Source organism: Pseudomonas sp. GW821-FHT07G10 (genome assembly GCF_059418545.1).
The window spans coordinates 369,838-387,279 of sequence record NZ_JBWKQB010000002.1; the positions used below are offsets into that span (position 1 = coordinate 369,838).

17 protein-coding genes are annotated in these 17,442 nt (G+C 59.2%); 9 read left to right on the forward strand and 8 right to left on the reverse strand.

Translation table 11 applies throughout. The features are described 5' to 3' along the window. Nucleotides 1–65 precede the first annotated feature (65 nt). Complete coding sequence (locus AC07O1_RS04985) at nt 66–515, forward strand: YaiI/YqxD family protein (RefSeq protein ID WP_494990836.1); 450 nt, start codon at nt 66–68, stop codon at nt 513–515. Between the two features lie 123 nt (nt 516–638). On the opposite strand, the gene elbB is transcribed toward AC07O1_RS04985, so the two are convergent. Continuing rightward, entirely contained in the window at nt 639–1,307 is a 669-nt protein-coding gene (elbB, locus tag AC07O1_RS04990; RefSeq protein WP_495088086.1) for an isoprenoid biosynthesis glyoxalase ElbB, read from the reverse strand. 114 nt (nt 1,308–1,421) lie between these two features. Between elbB and AC07O1_RS04995 the strand changes: the two genes are divergently transcribed. Continuing rightward, nucleotides 1,422–2,657, forward strand: a complete 1,236-nt coding sequence (locus AC07O1_RS04995) for a sterol desaturase family protein (protein WP_495088087.1) — start codon at nt 1,422–1,424, stop codon at nt 2,655–2,657. Here AC07O1_RS04995 and AC07O1_RS05000 read toward each other — a convergent pair. Next, nucleotides 2,638–3,279 carry a DedA family protein gene (locus AC07O1_RS05000; protein WP_494990833.1) on the reverse strand — a complete coding sequence of 214 codons (642 nt, stop codon included), beginning with the start codon at nt 3,277–3,279 and terminating at the stop codon, nt 2,638–2,640. The genes AC07O1_RS04995 and AC07O1_RS05000 overlap by 20 nt on opposite strands. Before the next feature lie 207 nt (nt 3,280–3,486). Here AC07O1_RS05000 and hemB point away from each other — a divergent pair, with 207 nt between their 5' ends. Together hemB and ppk1 are read left to right on the forward strand one after the other, a co-directional pair. Beyond that, nucleotides 3,487–4,500 (forward strand): porphobilinogen synthase, encoded by a 1,014-nt coding sequence (hemB, locus tag AC07O1_RS05005; RefSeq protein WP_494990832.1) that lies wholly within the window; start codon nt 3,487–3,489, stop codon nt 4,498–4,500. An 18-nt stretch (nt 4,501–4,518) separates the two neighbouring features. After that, nucleotides 4,519–6,738, forward strand: a complete 2,220-nt coding sequence (gene ppk1 / locus AC07O1_RS05010) for a polyphosphate kinase 1 (RefSeq protein ID WP_495088088.1) — start codon at nt 4,519–4,521, stop codon at nt 6,736–6,738. Nucleotides 6,739–6,798: 60 nt separating this feature from the next. On the opposite strand, the gene ppx is transcribed toward ppk1, so the two are convergent. The 5 genes from ppx to AC07O1_RS05035 form a co-directional block, all read right to left on the reverse strand. After that, a complete protein-coding gene (ppx, locus tag AC07O1_RS05015; RefSeq protein ID WP_495088089.1) occupies nt 6,799–8,301 on the reverse strand; it encodes an exopolyphosphatase in 1,503 nt (500 codons plus the stop codon). A gap of 239 nt (nt 8,302–8,540) precedes the next feature. Continuing rightward, nucleotides 8,541–9,278, reverse strand: a complete 738-nt coding sequence (locus AC07O1_RS05020) for an amino acid ABC transporter ATP-binding protein (protein WP_495088090.1) — start codon at nt 9,276–9,278, stop codon at nt 8,541–8,543. Then, nucleotides 9,265–9,915, reverse strand: coding sequence for an amino acid ABC transporter permease (locus AC07O1_RS05025; RefSeq protein ID WP_495010408.1), 651 nt, complete (start codon nt 9,913–9,915; stop codon nt 9,265–9,267). Before AC07O1_RS05025 ends, AC07O1_RS05020 begins: the two co-directional genes overlap by 14 nt. Beyond that, nucleotides 9,912–10,592, reverse strand: coding sequence for an amino acid ABC transporter permease (locus tag AC07O1_RS05030; protein WP_495022681.1), 681 nt, complete (start codon nt 10,590–10,592; stop codon nt 9,912–9,914). The genes AC07O1_RS05025 and AC07O1_RS05030 overlap by 4 nt, the downstream gene beginning before the upstream one ends. A 21-nt stretch (nt 10,593–10,613) precedes the next feature. Next, a complete protein-coding gene (locus AC07O1_RS05035; RefSeq protein WP_495088091.1) occupies nt 10,614–11,399 on the reverse strand; it encodes a transporter substrate-binding domain-containing protein in 786 nt (261 codons plus the stop codon). A 254-nt stretch (nt 11,400–11,653) separates the two neighbouring features. On the opposite strand from AC07O1_RS05035, the gene AC07O1_RS05040 reads away from it, so the two are divergent. From AC07O1_RS05040 to AC07O1_RS05060, 5 genes are all read left to right on the forward strand, one after another. Next, nucleotides 11,654–12,361 carry a FadR/GntR family transcriptional regulator gene (locus AC07O1_RS05040; protein ID WP_494990825.1) on the forward strand — a complete coding sequence of 236 codons (708 nt, stop codon included), beginning with the start codon at nt 11,654–11,656 and terminating at the stop codon, nt 12,359–12,361. Nucleotides 12,362–12,485: 124 nt separating this feature from the next. Further along, nucleotides 12,486–12,815, forward strand: coding sequence for a thioredoxin TrxA (gene trxA / locus AC07O1_RS05045; RefSeq protein WP_064680366.1), 330 nt, complete (start codon nt 12,486–12,488; stop codon nt 12,813–12,815). A gap of 247 nt (nt 12,816–13,062) precedes the next feature. Continuing rightward, entirely contained in the window at nt 13,063–14,322 is a 1,260-nt protein-coding gene (gene rho, locus AC07O1_RS05050) for a transcription termination factor Rho (RefSeq protein WP_025216061.1), read from the forward strand. A 141-nt stretch (nt 14,323–14,463) separates the two neighbouring features. Then, nucleotides 14,464–15,930, forward strand: coding sequence for a 4-hydroxy-3-polyprenylbenzoate decarboxylase (gene ubiD / locus AC07O1_RS05055; RefSeq protein ID WP_495010405.1), 1,467 nt, complete (start codon nt 14,464–14,466; stop codon nt 15,928–15,930). Beyond that, the gene (locus tag AC07O1_RS05060) at nt 15,930–16,898 is read left to right on the forward strand and encodes a CDP-6-deoxy-delta-3,4-glucoseen reductase (RefSeq protein WP_495088092.1); all 969 of its coding nucleotides are present in this window, start codon (nt 15,930–15,932) and stop codon (nt 16,896–16,898) included. The genes ubiD and AC07O1_RS05060 overlap by 1 nt, the downstream gene beginning before the upstream one ends. Here the strand turns inward: AC07O1_RS05060 and AC07O1_RS05065 are convergent. Next, complete coding sequence (locus tag AC07O1_RS05065; protein WP_495088093.1) at nt 16,880–17,374, reverse strand: sn-glycerol-3-phosphate transporter; 495 nt, start codon at nt 17,372–17,374, stop codon at nt 16,880–16,882. The genes AC07O1_RS05060 and AC07O1_RS05065 overlap by 19 nt on opposite strands. Between the last annotated feature and the right edge of the window lie 68 nt (nt 17,375–17,442).

Sequence of the window (17,442 nt, forward strand, 5' to 3'; positions counted from 1 at the left end):
GCTCCCACCGTCTAGCGCAGGGGCGCCCAGTCGTTGCCCGCGATGCTTTTAGAGGGACATACAAAATGCGTGTCTGGATCGATGCCGACGCCTGCCCCAAGGCGGCGAAGGATCAGGTGATCAAGTTTGCCTTGAAGCGCCAGTTCGAAGTGCTGCTGGTGGCGGGGCAGAGCCAGATCAAGCCGGGCTATGCCTGCGTGAAGCTGATTGTGGTGCCCAGCGGCCCGGATGCGGCCGATGATTATCTGGTCGAACACGCAGTGCCCGGCGAGCTGGTAATTTGCAGCGATGTACCGCTGGCTGATCGTTTGATCAAAAAGGGCGTCGCTGCCCTTGATCCGCGAGGCAAGGAATTCGACCCGCAGAACATGGGCGAGCGGCTGGCAGTGCGTAACTTGTTCACTGACCTGCGCGATCAGGGCCAGATGGGCGGCGGTCCGTCGCCCCACGGTGATCGCGAGAAGCAGGCGTTCGCCAATGCGCTGGACCGGATCCTCACGCGGCTGATGCGCTGAACTGATCGTTCCCACGCTCTGCGTGGGAATGCAGCCCGTGACGCTCCGCGTCACATCCAGAGCGTCCAGTGAGGCATTCCCACGCGCGAGCGTGGGAACGATCAAACGATCATGCAGCCGGCTTTACGCCTCGTTTTCGTCAGTCAGCTCCAGTACCCGATCAACCAGTTTGTTGATGCCAAAAGCCGCTTCGCTGATGGATTTCGCGAGCATATAGGCCGGGGTACTGACCAGTTTGCGTGCTTTGTCTTCGATGATATCGCTCACGGCACACTCTTCATGGGTGGCGCCCATCTTGTTCATTGCTGCCGCCGTATCGGCGTCGTTGCCGATGGTGCAGATCACGCCCGGGCCGTAGATCTTTGCCGCCAATGCAGGCGAGATGCAGATCAGCCCGACCGGTTTGCCGGCCTCGGCAAAGGCTTCTGCCAGGGCCAGGACTTCTGTCTGGACGCAGCAGCCGGCACCTTCGATGGCGAAGTTGGAGAGGTTTTTCGCCGCGCCGAAACCGCCGGGCACGATCAGTGCGTCGAAGTCTTCTGCGCTGGCTTCGCGAATATCCTTTACCTGACCACGGGCAATGCGCGCCGATTCAATCAGCACGTTGCGCGACTCGGGCATTTCGTCGCCGGTCAGGTGGTTGATCACGTGTAATTGGGCTATATCAGGGGCGAAGCACTGCACCTGCGCACCGCGCTGATCCAGGCGCAGCAGGGTGATCACGCTTTCGTGGATCTCGGCGCCGTCATACACGCCACAGCCGGAAAGAATCACTGCAACTTTTTTGCTCATGGGTTTTTCTCCAGATTCATGGCGTTAAATGTCCACTAATTTGTCACTCGTTGCCATAGGGTTATTGCGCGACTCCACCTAATCTTTGGATAACGATTCTGATCAGGTCGCGTCATGAACTTCATCCTTTATGCAGTGCCGTTTTTCTTTGTATTGATCGCTGTCGAGTTACTGGCTGACCGCTGGCGTGGCGTGAGTAATTATCGCGTGGCAGACGCGATCAACAGCCTCAGTACCGGCGTGTTGTCGACCACTACGGGCCTGTTGACCAAAGGTGTAGGGCTGATCACCTATGCTTTTGCCTTGAAGCATCTGGCGGTGATCGAGCTGTCGGCCGAGAGCGTCCGGGTTTGGGTGTTTGCCTTCGTCTTCTATGACTTTTGCTACTACTGGCTGCATCGCTTGGGCCATGAGCGCAACATCCTCTGGGCGGCGCATTCGGTGCATCACCAAAGCGAGGACTACAACCTGTCCACGGCGCTGCGCCAGACCAGCACGGGATTTCTGCTGAGCTGGATTTTCTACCTGCCACTGGCTGTGCTCGGCGTGCCGCTGCTGGTGTTCGTCAGTGTCGCGGCGTTGAATTTGCTCTATCAATTCTGGGTACATACCAGACACATACCCAAGCTTGGCTGGTTCGAGTGGTTTTTCGTCACGCCTTCCAATCATCGGGCCCACCATGCGCAGAACGCTCTCTATATGGATCGCAACTATGGTGGGGTGTTTATTATTTGGGACCGCTTGTTCGGCTCATTCCAGGAAGAGGACGACAACGAGCCAGTGATTTTCGGCGTGACCACGCCGCTGGCGAGCTGGAACCCGTTGTGGGCCAATCTGCAGTTTTATGCGCAGCTGCTCAGTGACGCGCGGCGTACCGAAAGCGGGTGGGACAAACTGCGGATCTGGTTCATGCCTACCGGCTGGCGGCCGGCGGATGTGGCAGCGAAGCACCCGATGACCAAGCCGGACTTGAACCAGTTCCGCAAGTTCGAGGTGCCGCTGGACGGGCGACAGCAGCTGTATGTCGCGATGCAGTTCGCTGTGTACACGGCGCTCGGTAGCTATTTGCTTAATCTTGGCGACAGTTTGCCGACGGCCGCGCTGGTGCTGGGCTGGAGTTACATGGCGTTTGGTTTGTTTGTGCTGGGTGTGGCCCTGGAGAATCGCCCGTGGGCGTTCAAGCTGGAACTGCTGCGCCTTGCGCTGAACGTGCCACTGGTGTGGCTGGCGCCGATCCTGGGGCTTTGGCCGGCCAGCGCGGTGGGCTGGGTCGGCCTGCTCAGTTACAGCTTGCTCAGTGGCATCGGTCTCTACTGCTGTAGAAACCGACTCACTCGACTGGCGTCGTAGGTTTGTTGGTTTTGGCGTGTTCGGCGTGTTCGGCCTTTTGGACCTGTTCATCTTCGTAGATTTTTTTTGCGAGGCGGGCGTTCTTGAAGCGCCGACGCAGCCATAGGGCGAAGCCGAGCAGCAATAGCGCGCCCAGTACCCACAGCTCGTACTTCTTGACGCTGCCCAGCATCCCTTCCAGTACCGCGCCGAAATGGTAAGCCGCCGCAGCCAGGGCCGCGGCCCAGATGGCGGCACCAATCCCGTTGAGCAGCAGATAGCGCCCCGGTGGATAGCCGGACAGGCCTATCGCTACTGGCATGACGGTGCGCAAGCCATAGACGAAGCGAAAGCTTAGTACCCAGATGTCCGGATGCTTGCGGATATGCTCCAGCGCCCGATCACCCATCAATTGCCAGCGCGGTTTGCGCGCCAGCAATTTGCGGCCGTGTTTGCGCCCCAGGAAGTACCACAGCTGATCGCCGGCATAGCTGCCGAAGAAAGCCACGACCACGACCAGGTTGATATCCATGTATCCGCGGAACGCGAGGAAGCCTGCGAGAACCAGAATGGTTTCGCCTTCGAAGAACGTGCCGAGAAATAGGGCGAAGTAGCCGAAATCCTGAAGAAATTGTTGGAGCATTGTCTGGATGCTGGCGAAATGAACGCGCAGCCTAACCCTTCAGGCACATTCAGGAAAGTATCGAAATGTGTCTCGACGTGAACATTTCCTACAAGGACAATGCCAGCGACTACCGGTCACAGGGGTGAGCACGACTGTAATCTGTTCGTCATAATGGCCGCTTATAACTGTCACACTCGCCCGCCAGCGCGGGCTCAGGAGTTTGCCGTGAGCTTCACGCCCGCCAACCGTTTGTTTCCAGCTACCCGCCTGCGTCGCAATCGTCGTGATGATTTTTCCCGCCGTCTGGTTCGCGAAAACGTTCTGACTGTCGACGATCTGATCCTCCCGGTTTTTGTGCTGGACGGTGAAAACCGTCGCGAGTCAGTCGCTTCGATGCCGGGGGTCGAACGCCTGACCATCGACTTGCTGCTCGAAGAAGCTGCCAAGTGGGTCGAGCTGGGGATTCCTGCGTTGGCACTGTTCCCGGTAACGCCACCGGAGCTCAAATCCCTCGACGCCGCCGAAGCCTGGAACCCGGATGGCATCGCTCAGCGTGCGACCCGTGCGCTGCGTGAGCACTTCCCGCAGTTGGGTGTAATCACCGACGTGGCGCTGGACCCGTTCACCACCCACGGACAGGACGGTATCCTCGACGAAGAAGGCTACGTGCAGAACGACATCACCGTCGATGCGCTGGTCAAACAAGCGCTATCCCACGCCGCGGCCGGTGCTCAGGTGGTCGCGCCATCGGACATGATGGACGGTCGGATCCAGGCGATCCGCGAAGCCCTTGAGCTGGCCGATCACGTCAATGTGCGGATCATGGCCTATTCGGCTAAGTACGCCAGTGCTTATTACGGCCCGTTCCGCGATGCTGTCGGCTCTGCGCTGAACCTGGGCAAGGCCAACAAGGCCTCCTATCAAATGGACCCGGCCAACAGCAACGAAGCCCTGCATGAAGTGGCGGCTGACTTGTCGGAAGGCGCGGATATGGTCATGGTCAAGCCAGGCATGCCGTACCTGGACATCCTTTTTCGGGTCAAAGAAGAATTTAAAGTGCCGACCTTTGTCTATCAGGTCAGTGGTGAATACGCCATGCACATGGCGGCGATCCAGAATGGCTGGTTGAGTGAAGGGGTTATTCTTGAATCCCTTACCGCCTTTAAACGTGCAGGCGCTGATGGCATCCTGACGTACTTTGCCGTTCGTGCTGCTCAATTGTTACGAGAGCAAAAATAGCCCTCCCAGGAACACTCGATGAATACCGAAGGACTCACCGAAGTTGCAGTAAATGAGGCTCAACCTGTGGTCGAGCCAATCGCCGAAACCCCGCTGGAGCAGGAAGCCCCGCCGTCGATAGTGTTCGAGCCGCATCAACCGGTGCCGGCGATTGTGCTTCCCAGCCTGGATGACAGCAGCCTGTACATCCATCGCGAGCTGTCGCAGCTGCAATTCAACATCCGCGTTCTGGAACAGGCGCTGGATGAGTCCTACCCGTTGCTGGAACGGCTGAAATTTCTGCTGATCTTCTCCAGTAACCTGGACGAGTTCTTCGAGATTCGCGTCGCCGGTCTGAAGAAACAGATCACCTTCGCCCGGGAACAGGCCGGGGCCGACGGTCTGCAACCGCATCAGGCGCTGGCGCGCATCAGCGAACTGGTACACGGTCAGGTCGACCGCCAGTACGCGATCCTCAACGACATTCTGTTGCCGGAGCTGGAGAAACATCAGGTCCGCTTCATTCGTCGCCGCTACTGGACGACCAAACTCAAGACGTGGGTGCGCCGCTATTTCCGCGACGAGATCGCGCCGATCATCACCCCGATCGGCCTCGACCCGACGCATCCGTTCCCGCTGCTGGTAAACAAGAGCCTGAACTTCATCGTCGAGCTCGAAGGTATCGACGCCTTCGGTCGCGATTCCGGTCTGGCGATCATCCCGGCGCCACGTCTGCTGCCTCGGATTATCAAGGTTCCGGAAGAAGTCGGCGGTGCGGGCGACAACTATGTATTCCTGTCGTCGATGATCCACGCGCATGCCGATGACCTGTTTCAGGGCATGAAGGTCAAGGGCTGCTACCAGTTCCGCCTGACCCGAAACGCTGACCTGGCGGTCGATACCGAAGATGTGGAAGACCTGGCCCGCGCTCTGCGTGGCGAGCTGTTCTCCCGTCGCTACGGTGATGCAGTGCGTCTGGAAGTGGCCGACACTTGCCCGAAACACCTGTCCGACTACCTGCTCAAGCAGTTCAACCTGAATGAGACCGAGTTGTATCAGGTCAACGGTCCGGTCAACCTGACGCGTCTGTTCAGCATTACTGGCCTGGACAGCCATCCAGAGCTGCAATACATGCCGTTCACGCCGCAGATTCCGAAACTGCTGCAAAACAGCGAGAACATTTTCAGCGTGATCAGCAAGCAGGACATCCTGCTGCTACACCCGTTCGAATCCTTTACACCGGTGGTCGACCTGCTGCGTCAGGCCGCCAAGGACCCGCATGTACTGGCGGTCCGTCAGACGCTGTACCGCAGCGGCGCCAACTCGGAAATCGTTGATGCATTGGTCGATGCGGCGCGTAACGGCAAAGAGGTCACTGCGGTGATCGAGTTGCGTGCGCGTTTCGATGAGGAATCCAACCTGCAACTGGCCAGCCGTCTGCAAGCGGCCGGTGCGGTGGTGATCTATGGCGTGGTCGGCTTCAAGACCCACGCCAAGATGATGCTGATCCTGCGTCGTGAAGCCGGGGAAATCGTCCGCTACGCCCACCTGGGTACCGGCAATTATCACGCCGCCAACGCCCGTCTTTACACCGACTACAGTCTGCTGACTTCAGACGATGCCTTGTGCGAAGACGTCGGCAAGCTGTTCAGTCAATTGATCGGCATGGGCAAGACCCTGCGTATGAAAAAGCTGCTGCATGCGCCGTTCACCCTGAAGAAGGGCATGCTCGACATGATTGCCCGGGAAACCCAGTTCGCCCTCGACGGCAAACCGGCGCACATCATTGCCAAGTTCAACTCGCTGACCGATCCGAAGATCATCCGTGCGCTGTACAAGGCCAGTCAGTCCGGGGTGCGCATTGATCTGGTGATACGTGGCATGTGCTGCCTGCGGCCGGGTATCGCCGGGGTTTCGCACAACATCCATGTGCGCTCGATCATCGGTCGCTTCCTGGAGCACACGCGGGTGTTCTACTTCCTCAACGGTGGCGAAGAGCAGATGTTCCTGTCCAGCGCCGACTGGATGGAGCGCAACCTCGACAAGCGCGTCGAGACTTGCTTCCCGGTCGAGGGCAAGAAATTGATTCTGCGGGTCAAAAAAGAGCTGGAAAGTTATCTCACCGATAACACCCATAGCTGGAGCCTGCAGTCGGACGGTCGATACATTCGCAACACACCGACCGGTAACCAGAACCCGCGCAGCGCCCAGGCAACATTGCTGGAGCGCTTGAGCAATCCAGTGCTGAGCGTTCGATAACGCCGGCGAGGGTTGAGAGACGTAAACAAATGGCGATCCTTGCGGATCGCCATTTTGTTTTCAGCGAACGTTAAGCACGATGCCTACGCGGGTCAGCCACTCGGCTTCCAGGGCGAAGTCAGCCTGGGTCAGCTGGTTCTCATCCAGCCAGTCCTGTGGGAACAGCACATCCAGGCTGTCGCCGTTGGCGTGCAGCACCACCTGAGGCATTTCCTGGGTGCCGCGGATGTGGTGGAACAGAATCGCAAAGCGTAGCAACACGCACAGGCGAATCAGCTTCATGCCGTCATCGCCAAATTCGGCGAACTTGTCCTTGGGAATATTGCGCCGGTGGCCGCGCACCAGTAGCGCCAGCATTAGCTGGTCTTCGCGGGAGAAGCCGACCAGGTCGGAGTGCTCGATCAGGTAGGCGCCGTGCTTGTGGTATTGGTAATGGGCGATGTCCAGCCCGACTTCGTGGACTTTGGCTGCCCAGCTCAGCAGTTCGCGCCAGACTCCGTCATCCAGATCCCAATCCATAGCGACCTGATCGAAGGCATGCAGCGCCTTGCGCTCAACCCGGGCCGCTTGTTCCAGATCGACGTGGTAACGCTCCATCAGCGAGCTGAGAGTGCGCTCACGGACGTCTTCGTGATGATGACGTCCCAGCAGGTCATAGAGCACGCCTTCACGCAGGGCGCCTTCACAGTGGTCCATGCGTTGCAGTTCGAGGGCATCGAAAATTGCTTCAAGAATCGCCAGACCCGCCGGAAAGATCGCCCGGCGATCGGGTTTGATGCCTTCGAAGTCGATTTTCTCGATGTCGCCAAGCTTGAATAGCCTGCGTTTGAGCCAGGCCAGGCCTTCGGCGTTGACCTCGCCAGTTCCGTAACCGCCGGCCTTTAGCGCCAGGCCAATGGCGCGGATGGTGCCCGAGGAGCCGATGGCTTCATCCCAGGTCAGGCGATGCAGGGCATGTTCGATGCTCATGATCTCCAGCCGCGCCGCCGTGTAAGCCTGGGCGTAACGGGCCGGGGTGATCTTGCCATCGCGGAAATAGCGCTGGGTATAACTGACGCAGCCCATTTGCAGGCTTTCACGCAGCAGCGGTTCGAAGCGCTGGCCGATGATGAATTCGGTACTGCCGCCGCCGATATCGGCCACCAGGCGCTTGCCCGGAGTGTCCGCAAGGGTGTGGGAGACGCCGAGGTAGATCAGGCGTGCTTCTTCACGACCGGAGATGACTTCTACCGGGTGGCCAAGAATTTCTTCGGCGCGGCGGATGAATTCGCCACGATTACGCGCCTCGCGCAGGGCGTTGGTGCCCACGATCCGCACCGCGCCCGGGGGCATACCGATGATCAGTTGAGCGAAACGTTTCAGACAATCGAGCCCGCGCTGCATGGACTCTTCGGAGAGTTGACGCTCCTCGTCGATCCCGGCGGCCAGCTGAACCTTCTCGCCGAGCCGCTCCAGAAGGCGTACTTCGTCGTTCTGGGTCTTGGCCACGACCATGTGGAAGCTGTTGGAGCCCAGGTCGATAGCGGCGATCAGCGAAAGATTAATGGCTTGGGATTGCGGCATGGTCAAAGGGTCTCGGTCGATAACCTTGTCATCCTGCCACGATCGACCGCTGCCGCCAACGCGTAGGCGCTGTAGAAGACTGCGATCTTTTGATTGATCATTCCTACACAAGAGCCTGTTGATCGTTCCCACGCTCTGCGTGGGAATGCCTCACTGGACGCTCTGCGTCCCGCTTGGGCAGTGACGCGGAGCGTCACGGGCTGCATTCCCACGCGGCAGCGTGGGAACGATCGTCTGCTTCAGACCGTGTGTTCAGCCGTCCCGATAAAATTCGCCAGTTCCGCCGTCTGCGGATTGGCGAACAGAATCTTCGGATCCCCGATCTCATGCACCTTGCCCTGGTGCATGAACACCAGTTTGTCGCCAACCTCCCGGGCGAAGCGCATTTCGTGGGTGACCATGATCAGCGTCATGCCATCCCTGGCCAGTTGCCGGACCACGCTGAGCACCTCGTTGACCAGTTCCGGGTCCAGCGCCGAGGTGATCTCGTCGCAGAGCAACACTTTTGGCGACATGGCCAGCGCCCGGGCAATCGCCACACGCTGTTGCTGGCCGCCGGACAGGCGTTCCGGGAAGGCATCGAACTTTTCCCCGAGGCCGACCCGTTCAAGCATCTGCCGCGCCAGTTCGGCAGCCCTGGCTTTCGGCACTTTCTGCACCACCTGCGGCGCGAGCATCACGTTTTCGCCGACGGTCAGGTGAGGGAACAGGTTGAACTGCTGGAACACCATCCCGACCTTTTGCCGCAGGCTGCGCAAGTCGGCGCGAGTGGCGTCCAGGTATTCGCCGTCGACTTCGATTACCCCGTCGTTGATCGACTCCAGGCCGTTCAAGGTTCGCAGCAGGGTGCTTTTGCCCGAGCCGCTGCGACCAATGATCGCGACGACCTGGCCTTCGTCGATACTCAGGTCGATGCCTTTGAGCACATGGTGGTCGCCGTAATATTTATGCAGGGCGGAAATTCTAAGCAGAGGCATGCAGTCTCCTTTCCAGGTAGCGCGCACTGAGGGACAAGGGGTAGCAGAGCAGGAAGTAACCGAGCGCCACCAGGCCATAGACCATGAAGGGCTCGAAGGTGGCGTTGGCGAGCATGCCGCCGGTCTTGGTCAGTTCGGTGAAGCCGATGATCGAGGTCACCGCCGTGCCTTTGACCACTTGCACCGAGAAGCCCACGGTCGGCGCCACGGCAATGCGCAGGGCTTGCGGCAGGATCACGTAGCGCAGTTGTTCAAGCGGCGTCAGTGCCAGGCTCGATGAGGCCTCCCACTGACCATGGGGAATCGATTCGACGCAGCCGCGCCAGATCTCCGCCAGGTAAGCGCTGGTGAACAGCGTCAACGCGATCGCGGCCGCCAGCCATGGCGAAATGTCGATGCCGAGCAGCGCGATGCCGAAGAACACCAGAAACAGCTGCATCAACAACGGCGTGCCCTGGAACAGTTCGATGTAAGTGCGGGCGAATGCACTGGGGAACGCCTTGTCGGAAATTCGCAGAATCATGACCAGCAAGCCAATCAGTCCGCCGCCAATGAATGCCACCAGCGACAGCGCCAGCGTCCACTGCAGGCCGGTGAGCAGGTTGCGCACGATGTCCAGGAATGTGAAATCGCTCATCGGCTGTTCCTCGCGCTGCTTCTTGCTATATACCGGCGGCCGATCCAGTTCAGCAATTGGCGGATCATCAGCGCCATGCACAGGTAAACCAGGGTGGTCAGGGCATAGGTTTCGAAGGCACGGAAGTTGCGCGATTGAATGAAGTTGGCGGCGAAGCTCAGCTCTTCGGTGGCAATTTGCGAACACACCGCCGAGCCGAGCATGACGATGATGATCTGGCTGCTCAGCGCCGGCCAGACTTTACCCAGCGCCGGCAGCAGCACCACATGACGCAAGGCTTCGAAGCGAGTCATCGCCAGAGCCGCTGACGCTTCCAGCTGGCCGCGCGGAATCGCTTGAATGCCCGCGCGAATGATTTCCGTAGAGTAGGCGCCGAGGTTGACCACCATCGCCAGCACGGCGGCCTGCCATTCGGAAATCTGTACGCCGAGTGACGGCAGGCCAAAGAAAATGAAAAACAGCTGCACCAGAAACGGCGTATTGCGGATCAACTCGACATATACCCCGAATATCGCTGCAAATGGCTTGATCTGCCAGGCCCGAACCACCGCGCCGACGGTCCCCAGGCTGACCCCGAGTACCGCGCCGATGGCTGTCAGCTCAAGGGTGAACAGCGCACCGCGAAGCAGCAGGCCGGTGTTGTCCAGCACCGGTAAAAAGTCGAACTGATAAGCCATGGCTAAGCTCCGTGACAGCGATCAGAGATCAGCCGGTAGTGGCTGCTTGAGCCACAGCTGCGAATTTTTTTCCAGGCTGCCGTCGGTTTTAGCGCTGGCCAGGATCTGATTCACCTTCTCCAGCAGCGCCGGCTCGTTCTTGTTTACGCCGACGTAGACTGGCGAATCCTTGAGTTTCACTTTCAGGACAGGAATGCGCTTGGGATTGCGTTCGCTGATGGTGACCATCACTACGTTGCCGCTGGCGATCAGATCCACCTGGCCGGCCAGGTAGGCGGCGATGGTCGAGTTGTTGTCTTCGAAGCGTTTGATGGTCGCGCCTTGCGGAGCCACGGCGGTCAGCTCGATGTCTTCGATGGCGCCACGGGTGACGCTGATGGTTTTGCCTTTGAGGTCATCCAGGCTGTTGATGGCCGCATCGGGCGGGCCGAACACCGCGAGATAGAAGGGCGCGTAGGCGCGGGAGAAGTCGATGACTTTTTCGCGCTCAGGGTTTTTGCCGAGGCTGGAAATCACCAGATCGACCTTGCCGGTGGTCAGAAATGGAATCCGGTTGGTGCTGTTGACCGGGGTCAGCTCGAGTTTGACCTTGAGTTGCTTGGCCAACAGCGCAGCGGTGTCGATGTCCAGGCCTCGGGGTTTCATGTCTGGCCCGATCGAACCGAAGGGTGGGAAGTCCTGTGGCACGGCGACCTTGAGGGTGCCGCGTTTGACGACATCGTCCAGGCCGTCGGCATGGGCGGGCGCCTGGCTCAGCATCAGACTGGCAAACAGGGCGGTGAGCAGGGCGCTGCAACGCTTGGTCATGACAACTCTCCGAATCCAGGGAAGTAATTTCTGCGTTCGGACAGTGCACAGCCCATGCCAGCAGCCTCCAAATGCTTTGGAAGGCAGGGTTTATCTGGGCTTTGTCGGTCTTACTGGTCTGAACAGTTGAAGTGCTTTTTGCCCCGTTATCGAGCGTCCATCGGCACGCCTGAACCCGCTTGGGGCGTGACTTGCCGTGCGGCGTCAATAGCTTTACAACTAGCCGGTCTCAGGCCTGATTCCTCAAAAAAACCATGAATTCGATCTCCCGCGCCGTACCTGAAGTGGCCTTGCAAGCCATTCGAAAACTGATCGCCGAACAAGGCTTCGGGCCGGGGGATATGCTGCCCTCGCAACGGGATCTGGCGTTGCAACTGGGTGTCAGCCGGGCGTCGTTGCGTGAGGCGTTGTCGTCCTTGAGCGCGCTGGGGGTGATCAGTGTGCAGCCGGGAAAAGGGGTGTTCGTGCAGTCGCTCATCGACTTGCCCCGTAGCGAGTCGGGGATCCTTTGGCCCTTCGCGGCCCAGGCGTCGCCTGTGGATATCTTCCAGTTGCGCTATGCCCTGGAAGGTTTCGCGGCGGGTCTGGCGGCGGTGACGCTGACGGCGGATGAGCTGGATGCGTTGCAGGACAATGTCGAGGCGATGCGCAACCAATTGCGCGCCGAAGATTTCGACGCGGCGGCGCGGCTGGACTTCGAGTTTCACCGGCGCATCCTGCTGGCCTGCGGTAATCAGGCGATGCTGAGCATTCTCAGTACCAGTGCCGAGATGTTTCTGGAGAGTCAGAAGTTACCGTTCATCCGGCCCGAACGCGCCATGGAAACCTGGCAGGAACACCGCAAGATCCTGCGTGCCTTGGCTCGTCGTGCGTCCGGTGCCGCGCAGAAGGCCATGCAGGAGCACGTGCGTAATGCAGCCCTGCGCACCGGGATTGCCATCGTGACCCCCACGACGTCCTGAGTTGAGCTATACCCAAACTCATGGGTCACCATAGTTAGAGTCAATCACCTGCGGCTTCCTGAACGGGGGAAGGGCGGCTATGATGGGCAACGTTTTTTTTTGCTTACAACCCCCGGAGACATCCATGAGCAGCGATCTTATCAAGCACGTCACCGACGCTACCTTCGAAGCAGAAGTACTTCAGGCTGCTGGCCCAGTGCTCGTTGACTACTGGGCTGAGTGGTGCGGCCCTTGCAAAATGATCGCCCCGGTTCTGGACGAAATCGCTGGCACCTACGCTGGCAAACTGACCGTCGCCAAGCTGAACATCGACGAAAACCAGGAAACTCCGGCCAAGCACGGCGTGCGCGGTATCCCGACGCTGATGCTGTTCAAGAACGGCAACGTCGAAGCCACCAAGGTCGGCGCACTGTCGAAATCGCAACTGGCTGCATTCCTCGACGCCAACATCTGAGTGTCGTTGCAAGTTGCCTGATAAAAAGCCCCGCAAATCGCGGGGCTTTTTCATGAAAGAGGGCTAGACGCTCTGAAACTCAGGTGGTACATTCGGCCCCGCACTGGTTTCTCCATTGCCCCCTGCAAGCCGTCGCCGACGCTCTCCTTTTCGATTAGTACGCGATCCTGTCGCCTTCTCTGCGGCGCGGCCTCATTAAGCCAAAAGCTTAATTTCCCCCCTCCATAAATGATTACGTCATTCCTATATGAATCTGACTGAACTCAAGCAAAAGCCGATTACCGAACTGCTCGAATTGGCCGAACAGATGGGCATAGAAAATATGGCCCGTTCGCGCAAGCAGGACGTGATTTTCTCTCTGCTCAAAAAGCACGCTAAAAGCGGCGAGGAAATCTCCGGTGATGGCGTGCTGGAGATTCTCCAGGACGGCTTCGGCTTCCTCCGCTCTGCAGACGCGTCCTATCTCGCCGGCCCAGACGATATCTATGTCTCGCCGAGTCAGATCCGTCGCTTCAACTTGCGCACCGGTGACACCATCGTCGGCAAGATCCGCCCTCCGAAGGAAGGCGAGCGTTATTTCGCCCTGCTGAAGGTCGATACGATCAACTTCGATCGTCCAGAGAACGCGAAGAACAAGATTCTCTTCGAGAACCTGACCCCTCTGTTCCCGACCGTGCGGATGAAGATGGAAGCCGGCAACGGTTCCACTGAAGACCTCACCGGCCGTGTGATCGACCTGTGCGCGCCGATCGGTAAAGGCCAGCGCGGCCTGATCGTCGCGCCGCCGAAAGCCGGTAAAACGATCATGCTGCAAAACATCGCAGCGAACATTGCCCGTAACAACCCGGAAGTTCATCTGATCGTTCTGCTGATCGACGAGCGTCCGGAAGAAGTCACCGAAATGCAGCGCACCGTGCGCGGCGAAGTGGTTGCCTCGACGTTCGACGAGCCACCAACCCGCCACGTGCAGGTTGCCGAAATGGTGATCGAGAAGGCCAAGCGCCTGGTCGAACACAAGAAAGACGTGGTGATCCTGCTCGACTCCATCACCCGTCTGGCTCGCGCCTACAACACCGTGATCCCGAGCTCCGGCAAGGTCCTGACCGGTGGTGTCGATGCTCACGCCCTGGAGAAACCGAAACGTTTCTTCGGTGCCGCGCGAAACATCGAAGAAGGCGGTTCGCTGACCATCATCGCCACCGCGCTGGTTGAAACCGGCTCGAAGATGGACGAAGTGATCTACGAAGAATTCAAAGGCACCGGCAACATGGAGCTGCCTCTGGATCGCAAGATCGCTGAAAAGCGCGTCTTCCCGGCGATCAACATCAACCGTTCCGGCACCCGCCGTGAAGAGTTGTTGACTGCTGACGACGAGTTGCAGCGCATGTGGATCCTGCGCAAGCTGCTGCACCCGATGGACGAAGTCGCGGCCATCGAGTTCCTGGTCGACAAGCTCAAGCAGACCAAGACCAACGATGAGTTCTTCCTGTCGATGAAACGCAAGTAAATCGCGGAAGTCAGCAAAAGCCGGGGAAACCCGGCTTTTTGCTATCTGACCATTGATGATCTGGCAGGTCACTATTCTGAACAGGTGGGTTCGGCGCTAAACTCAGGCCCCCGAACGCCACGGCCACAACGAGGCTCACGCATGCAGTATCGCGACTTGCGCGACTTTATCAGCGGCCTGGAAAAGCGCGGCGAACTCAAGCGCATCCAGGTTCCGGTGTCCCCAGTGCTGGAAATGACCGAGGTCTGCGACCGCACCTTGCGTGCCAAAGGCCCGGCCCTGCTCTTCGAAAACCCTACCGGTTATGACATTCCGGTGCTCGGCAACCTGTTCGGTACCCCTGAGCGCGTAGCGCTGGGCATGGGCGCCGAGGCAGTCAGCGAGTTGCGGGAGATCGGCAAACTGTTGGCCTTTCTGAAAGAGCCAGAGCCACCAAAAGGTTTGAAGGACGCCTGGTCGAAGCTGCCGATCTTTCGCAAGATCATTGCCATGGCGCCGAAAGTCGTCAAAGACGCGGTCTGCCAGGAAGTGGTCATCGAAGGTGATGACGTCGATCTGGCCATGTTGCCGGTACAGACCTGCTGGCCTGGCGATGTCGGTCCGCTGATCACCTGGGGCCTGACGGTTACCAAAGGCCCGAACAAGGACCGGCAGAACCTCGGCATTTACCGCCAGCAGGTCATCGGCCGCAATAAAGTCATCATGCGCTGGTTGAGTCATCGTGGCGGCGCGCTGGACTACCGTGAGTGGTGCGAGAAGCATCCGGGACAGCCGTTCCCGGTGTCCGTGGCGCTGGGTGCGGATCCAGCGACCATTCTCGGTGCGGTCACGCCGGTGCCGGACAGCCTCTCCGAGTACGCTTTCGCAGGCCTGCTGCGCGGCAACCGTACCGAGCTGGTGAAGTGCCGTGGCAATGACCTGCAAGTTCCGGCGACTGCCGAGATCATCCTTGAAGGCGTGATTCACCCAGGCGAGATGGCCGACGAAGGTCCTTACGGCGACCATACCGGCTACTACAACGAAGTCGACAGCTTCCCGGTGTTCACCGTCGAACGCATCACCCATCGCATCAAACCGATCTACCACAGCACCTACACCGGTCGTCCGCCCGATGAGCCGGCGATTCTCGGCGTGGCGCTGAACGAAGTCTTCGTGCCGATCCTGCAGAAGCAGTTTCCGGAGATCACCGACTTCTACCTGCCGCCTGAAGGTTGTTCGTACCGCATGGCGGTGGTGACCATGAAGAAGCAGTACCCCGGCCATGCCAAGCGGGTAATGCTGGGTGTCTGGTCGTTTTTGCGACAGTTCATGTATACCAAGTTCGTTATCGTCACTGACGACGATATCAACGCACGCGACTGGAACGACGTGATCTGGGCCATTACCACGCGCATGGACCCCAAGCGCGACACGGTGATGATCGACAACACGCCAATCGACTACCTCGACTTCGCCTCGCCGGTTTCCGGCCTGGGGTCGAAAATGGGACTCGATGCCACGCATAAATGGCCCGGTGAGACCACTCGTGAGTGGGGCCGGGTTATCGTCAAGGATGAGGCGGTCACCCGCCGGGTCGATGCCATCTGGAATCAGTTAGGAATAGATTGATGCGTGTAACCTTACAGCCGTCCGGAGCAGTGCTTGAGATATTGCCCGGCGAGCGGATTCTCGATGGGGCACGACGCCTGGGCTATGAATGCCCGCAGAGCTGTCGCAACGGCAATTGCCATGTGTGTGGTGCGCTGCTGGTCGAGGGCCGGGTCGAACAGGCGGGTGATGTTCGTGATCACGGTGAGTTCTACACTTGCATTGCAGAGCCGCTGGAAGACTGCATCGTGCTCTGGGATGGCGTCCTTGCGCTGGGAGAACTGCCGGTGCGCAGCCTGTCGTGTCAGGTGAGTGAATGTGTTGAAGTCGGCGGCGATGTCTGGCGGGTCCGGCTGCGGGCGCCGGCGGGTAAACCGCCGCGTTATCATGCGGGCCAATACTTGATGCTGGAGCGTGATAGCGGCGAAAAAGCCGCATTTTCGCTGGCCTCCGCACCGCATTCCGGGCGTGATCTGGAGCTGCACGTACTGGTTCGAGAAACCAGTGCTCAAGCCCTGCTCGAGCAACTGCAGCGCAGCCCGATGGTGCGGGTCGAGTTGCCCTTTGGCGACACTCATCTGTGTGAACTACCCGACGGGCCGCTGGTGCTGATCGCCGCCGGTACCGGCATGGCGCAAATGCACAGCTTGATCGAGCATTGCCGGGCCAAGGGCTTCAAGCATCCGGTGCATCTGTACTGGGGCGTGCGTCGGCCGGAAGATTTTTACCGGATCGAACATTGGGAGCAATGGCAGCAAACGCCCAACCTCTATCTGCACAAAGTGGTCAGCGATCTCTGCGGCTGGGAGGGGCGTTGCGGCATGCTGCATGAAGCCGTCTGTGAAGATATCAGCGACCTGTCCGCCGTGTACGTCTACGCCAGCGGTTCGCCGGCAATGATCTACGCCACGCTCGATGCGCTGGTGGAGGCCGGGATGGATGCACATCAGATGCGCGCCGACGTGTTTGCCTACGCGCCCCGGCCTTGACCGGTTGATCCTGCCTGGAAGCCGGTGGTGATCATCGCGGCATTGGCGCCGAGCAACACCAGCTCGGCGGCCACCGGGCCGTAGTGGGCGCCCAGCGACGGGATGATCACCGGCGCCACGCCAAAGCGGTTGAGGGGAATCTTGTCCTGATGCTGGCCGCTGTAGCCTTCGAGTAATCCACCGGTCAGTTTGATATACACCGGATAGTTAGCACTTTCGTAACGCTCGCCTGCATAGGCGTAGTACGAGCGCTGGCTGAACGAGTTACGGAAGGTCGCCGCGCCAAATACCCAGCCGCTAGCGTCATTGCGTTCAAGGCCGAGCAGGTCCTGGTTGTCATTGTGATCGGGGTCTGGCGAATAGTGTTTGGTGTAGATGCTGGTCTGCACGTACCAGAAGCCTTTGTCTTCTGGCGTTGAGTTATCCAGTGCAAGGGCGTGGGAGGCCTGGGTCATTAACAGCAGACCGTAAACCATAGGTTTTTCATCATGTGGCCCCTATCAAGCAGATAGGCTTGCGCCTGTGGGAGGCCGTCGTACGCGGG

Bases quoted from the DNA above. Each gene is read 5' to 3' on its own strand.
- AC07O1_RS04985 (WP_494990836.1), top strand. From the start codon at position 66: ATGCGTGTCTGGATCGATGCCGACGCCTGCCCCAAGGCGGCGAAGGAT.
- elbB (WP_495088086.1), bottom strand. From the start codon at position 1,307: ATGAGCAAAAAAGTTGCAGTGATTCTTTCCGGCTGTGGCGTGTATGAC.
- AC07O1_RS04995 (WP_495088087.1), top strand. From the start codon at position 1,422: ATGAACTTCATCCTTTATGCAGTGCCGTTTTTCTTTGTATTGATCGCT.
- AC07O1_RS05000 (WP_494990833.1), bottom strand. From the start codon at position 3,279: ATGCTCCAACAATTTCTTCAGGATTTCGGCTACTTCGCCCTATTTCTC.
- ppk1 (WP_495088088.1), top strand. From the start codon at position 4,519: ATGAATACCGAAGGACTCACCGAAGTTGCAGTAAATGAGGCTCAACCT.
- ppx (WP_495088089.1), bottom strand. From the start codon at position 8,301: ATGCCGCAATCCCAAGCCATTAATCTTTCGCTGATCGCCGCTATCGAC.
- AC07O1_RS05020 (WP_495088090.1), bottom strand. From the start codon at position 9,278: ATGCCTCTGCTTAGAATTTCCGCCCTGCATAAATATTACGGCGACCAC.
- AC07O1_RS05025 (WP_495010408.1), bottom strand. From the start codon at position 9,915: ATGAGCGATTTCACATTCCTGGACATCGTGCGCAACCTGCTCACCGGC.
- AC07O1_RS05030 (WP_495022681.1), bottom strand. From the start codon at position 10,592: ATGGCTTATCAGTTCGACTTTTTACCGGTGCTGGACAACACCGGCCTG.
- AC07O1_RS05035 (WP_495088091.1), bottom strand. From the start codon at position 11,399: ATGACCAAGCGTTGCAGCGCCCTGCTCACCGCCCTGTTTGCCAGTCTG.
- AC07O1_RS05040 (WP_494990825.1), top strand. From the start codon at position 11,654: ATGAATTCGATCTCCCGCGCCGTACCTGAAGTGGCCTTGCAAGCCATT.
- trxA (WP_064680366.1), top strand. From the start codon at position 12,486: ATGAGCAGCGATCTTATCAAGCACGTCACCGACGCTACCTTCGAAGCA.
- rho (WP_025216061.1), top strand. From the start codon at position 13,063: ATGAATCTGACTGAACTCAAGCAAAAGCCGATTACCGAACTGCTCGAA.
- ubiD (WP_495010405.1), top strand. From the start codon at position 14,464: ATGCAGTATCGCGACTTGCGCGACTTTATCAGCGGCCTGGAAAAGCGC.
- AC07O1_RS05060 (WP_495088092.1), top strand. From the start codon at position 15,930: ATGCGTGTAACCTTACAGCCGTCCGGAGCAGTGCTTGAGATATTGCCC.
- AC07O1_RS05065 (WP_495088093.1), bottom strand. From the start codon at position 17,374: ATGGTTTACGGTCTGCTGTTAATGACCCAGGCCTCCCACGCCCTTGCA.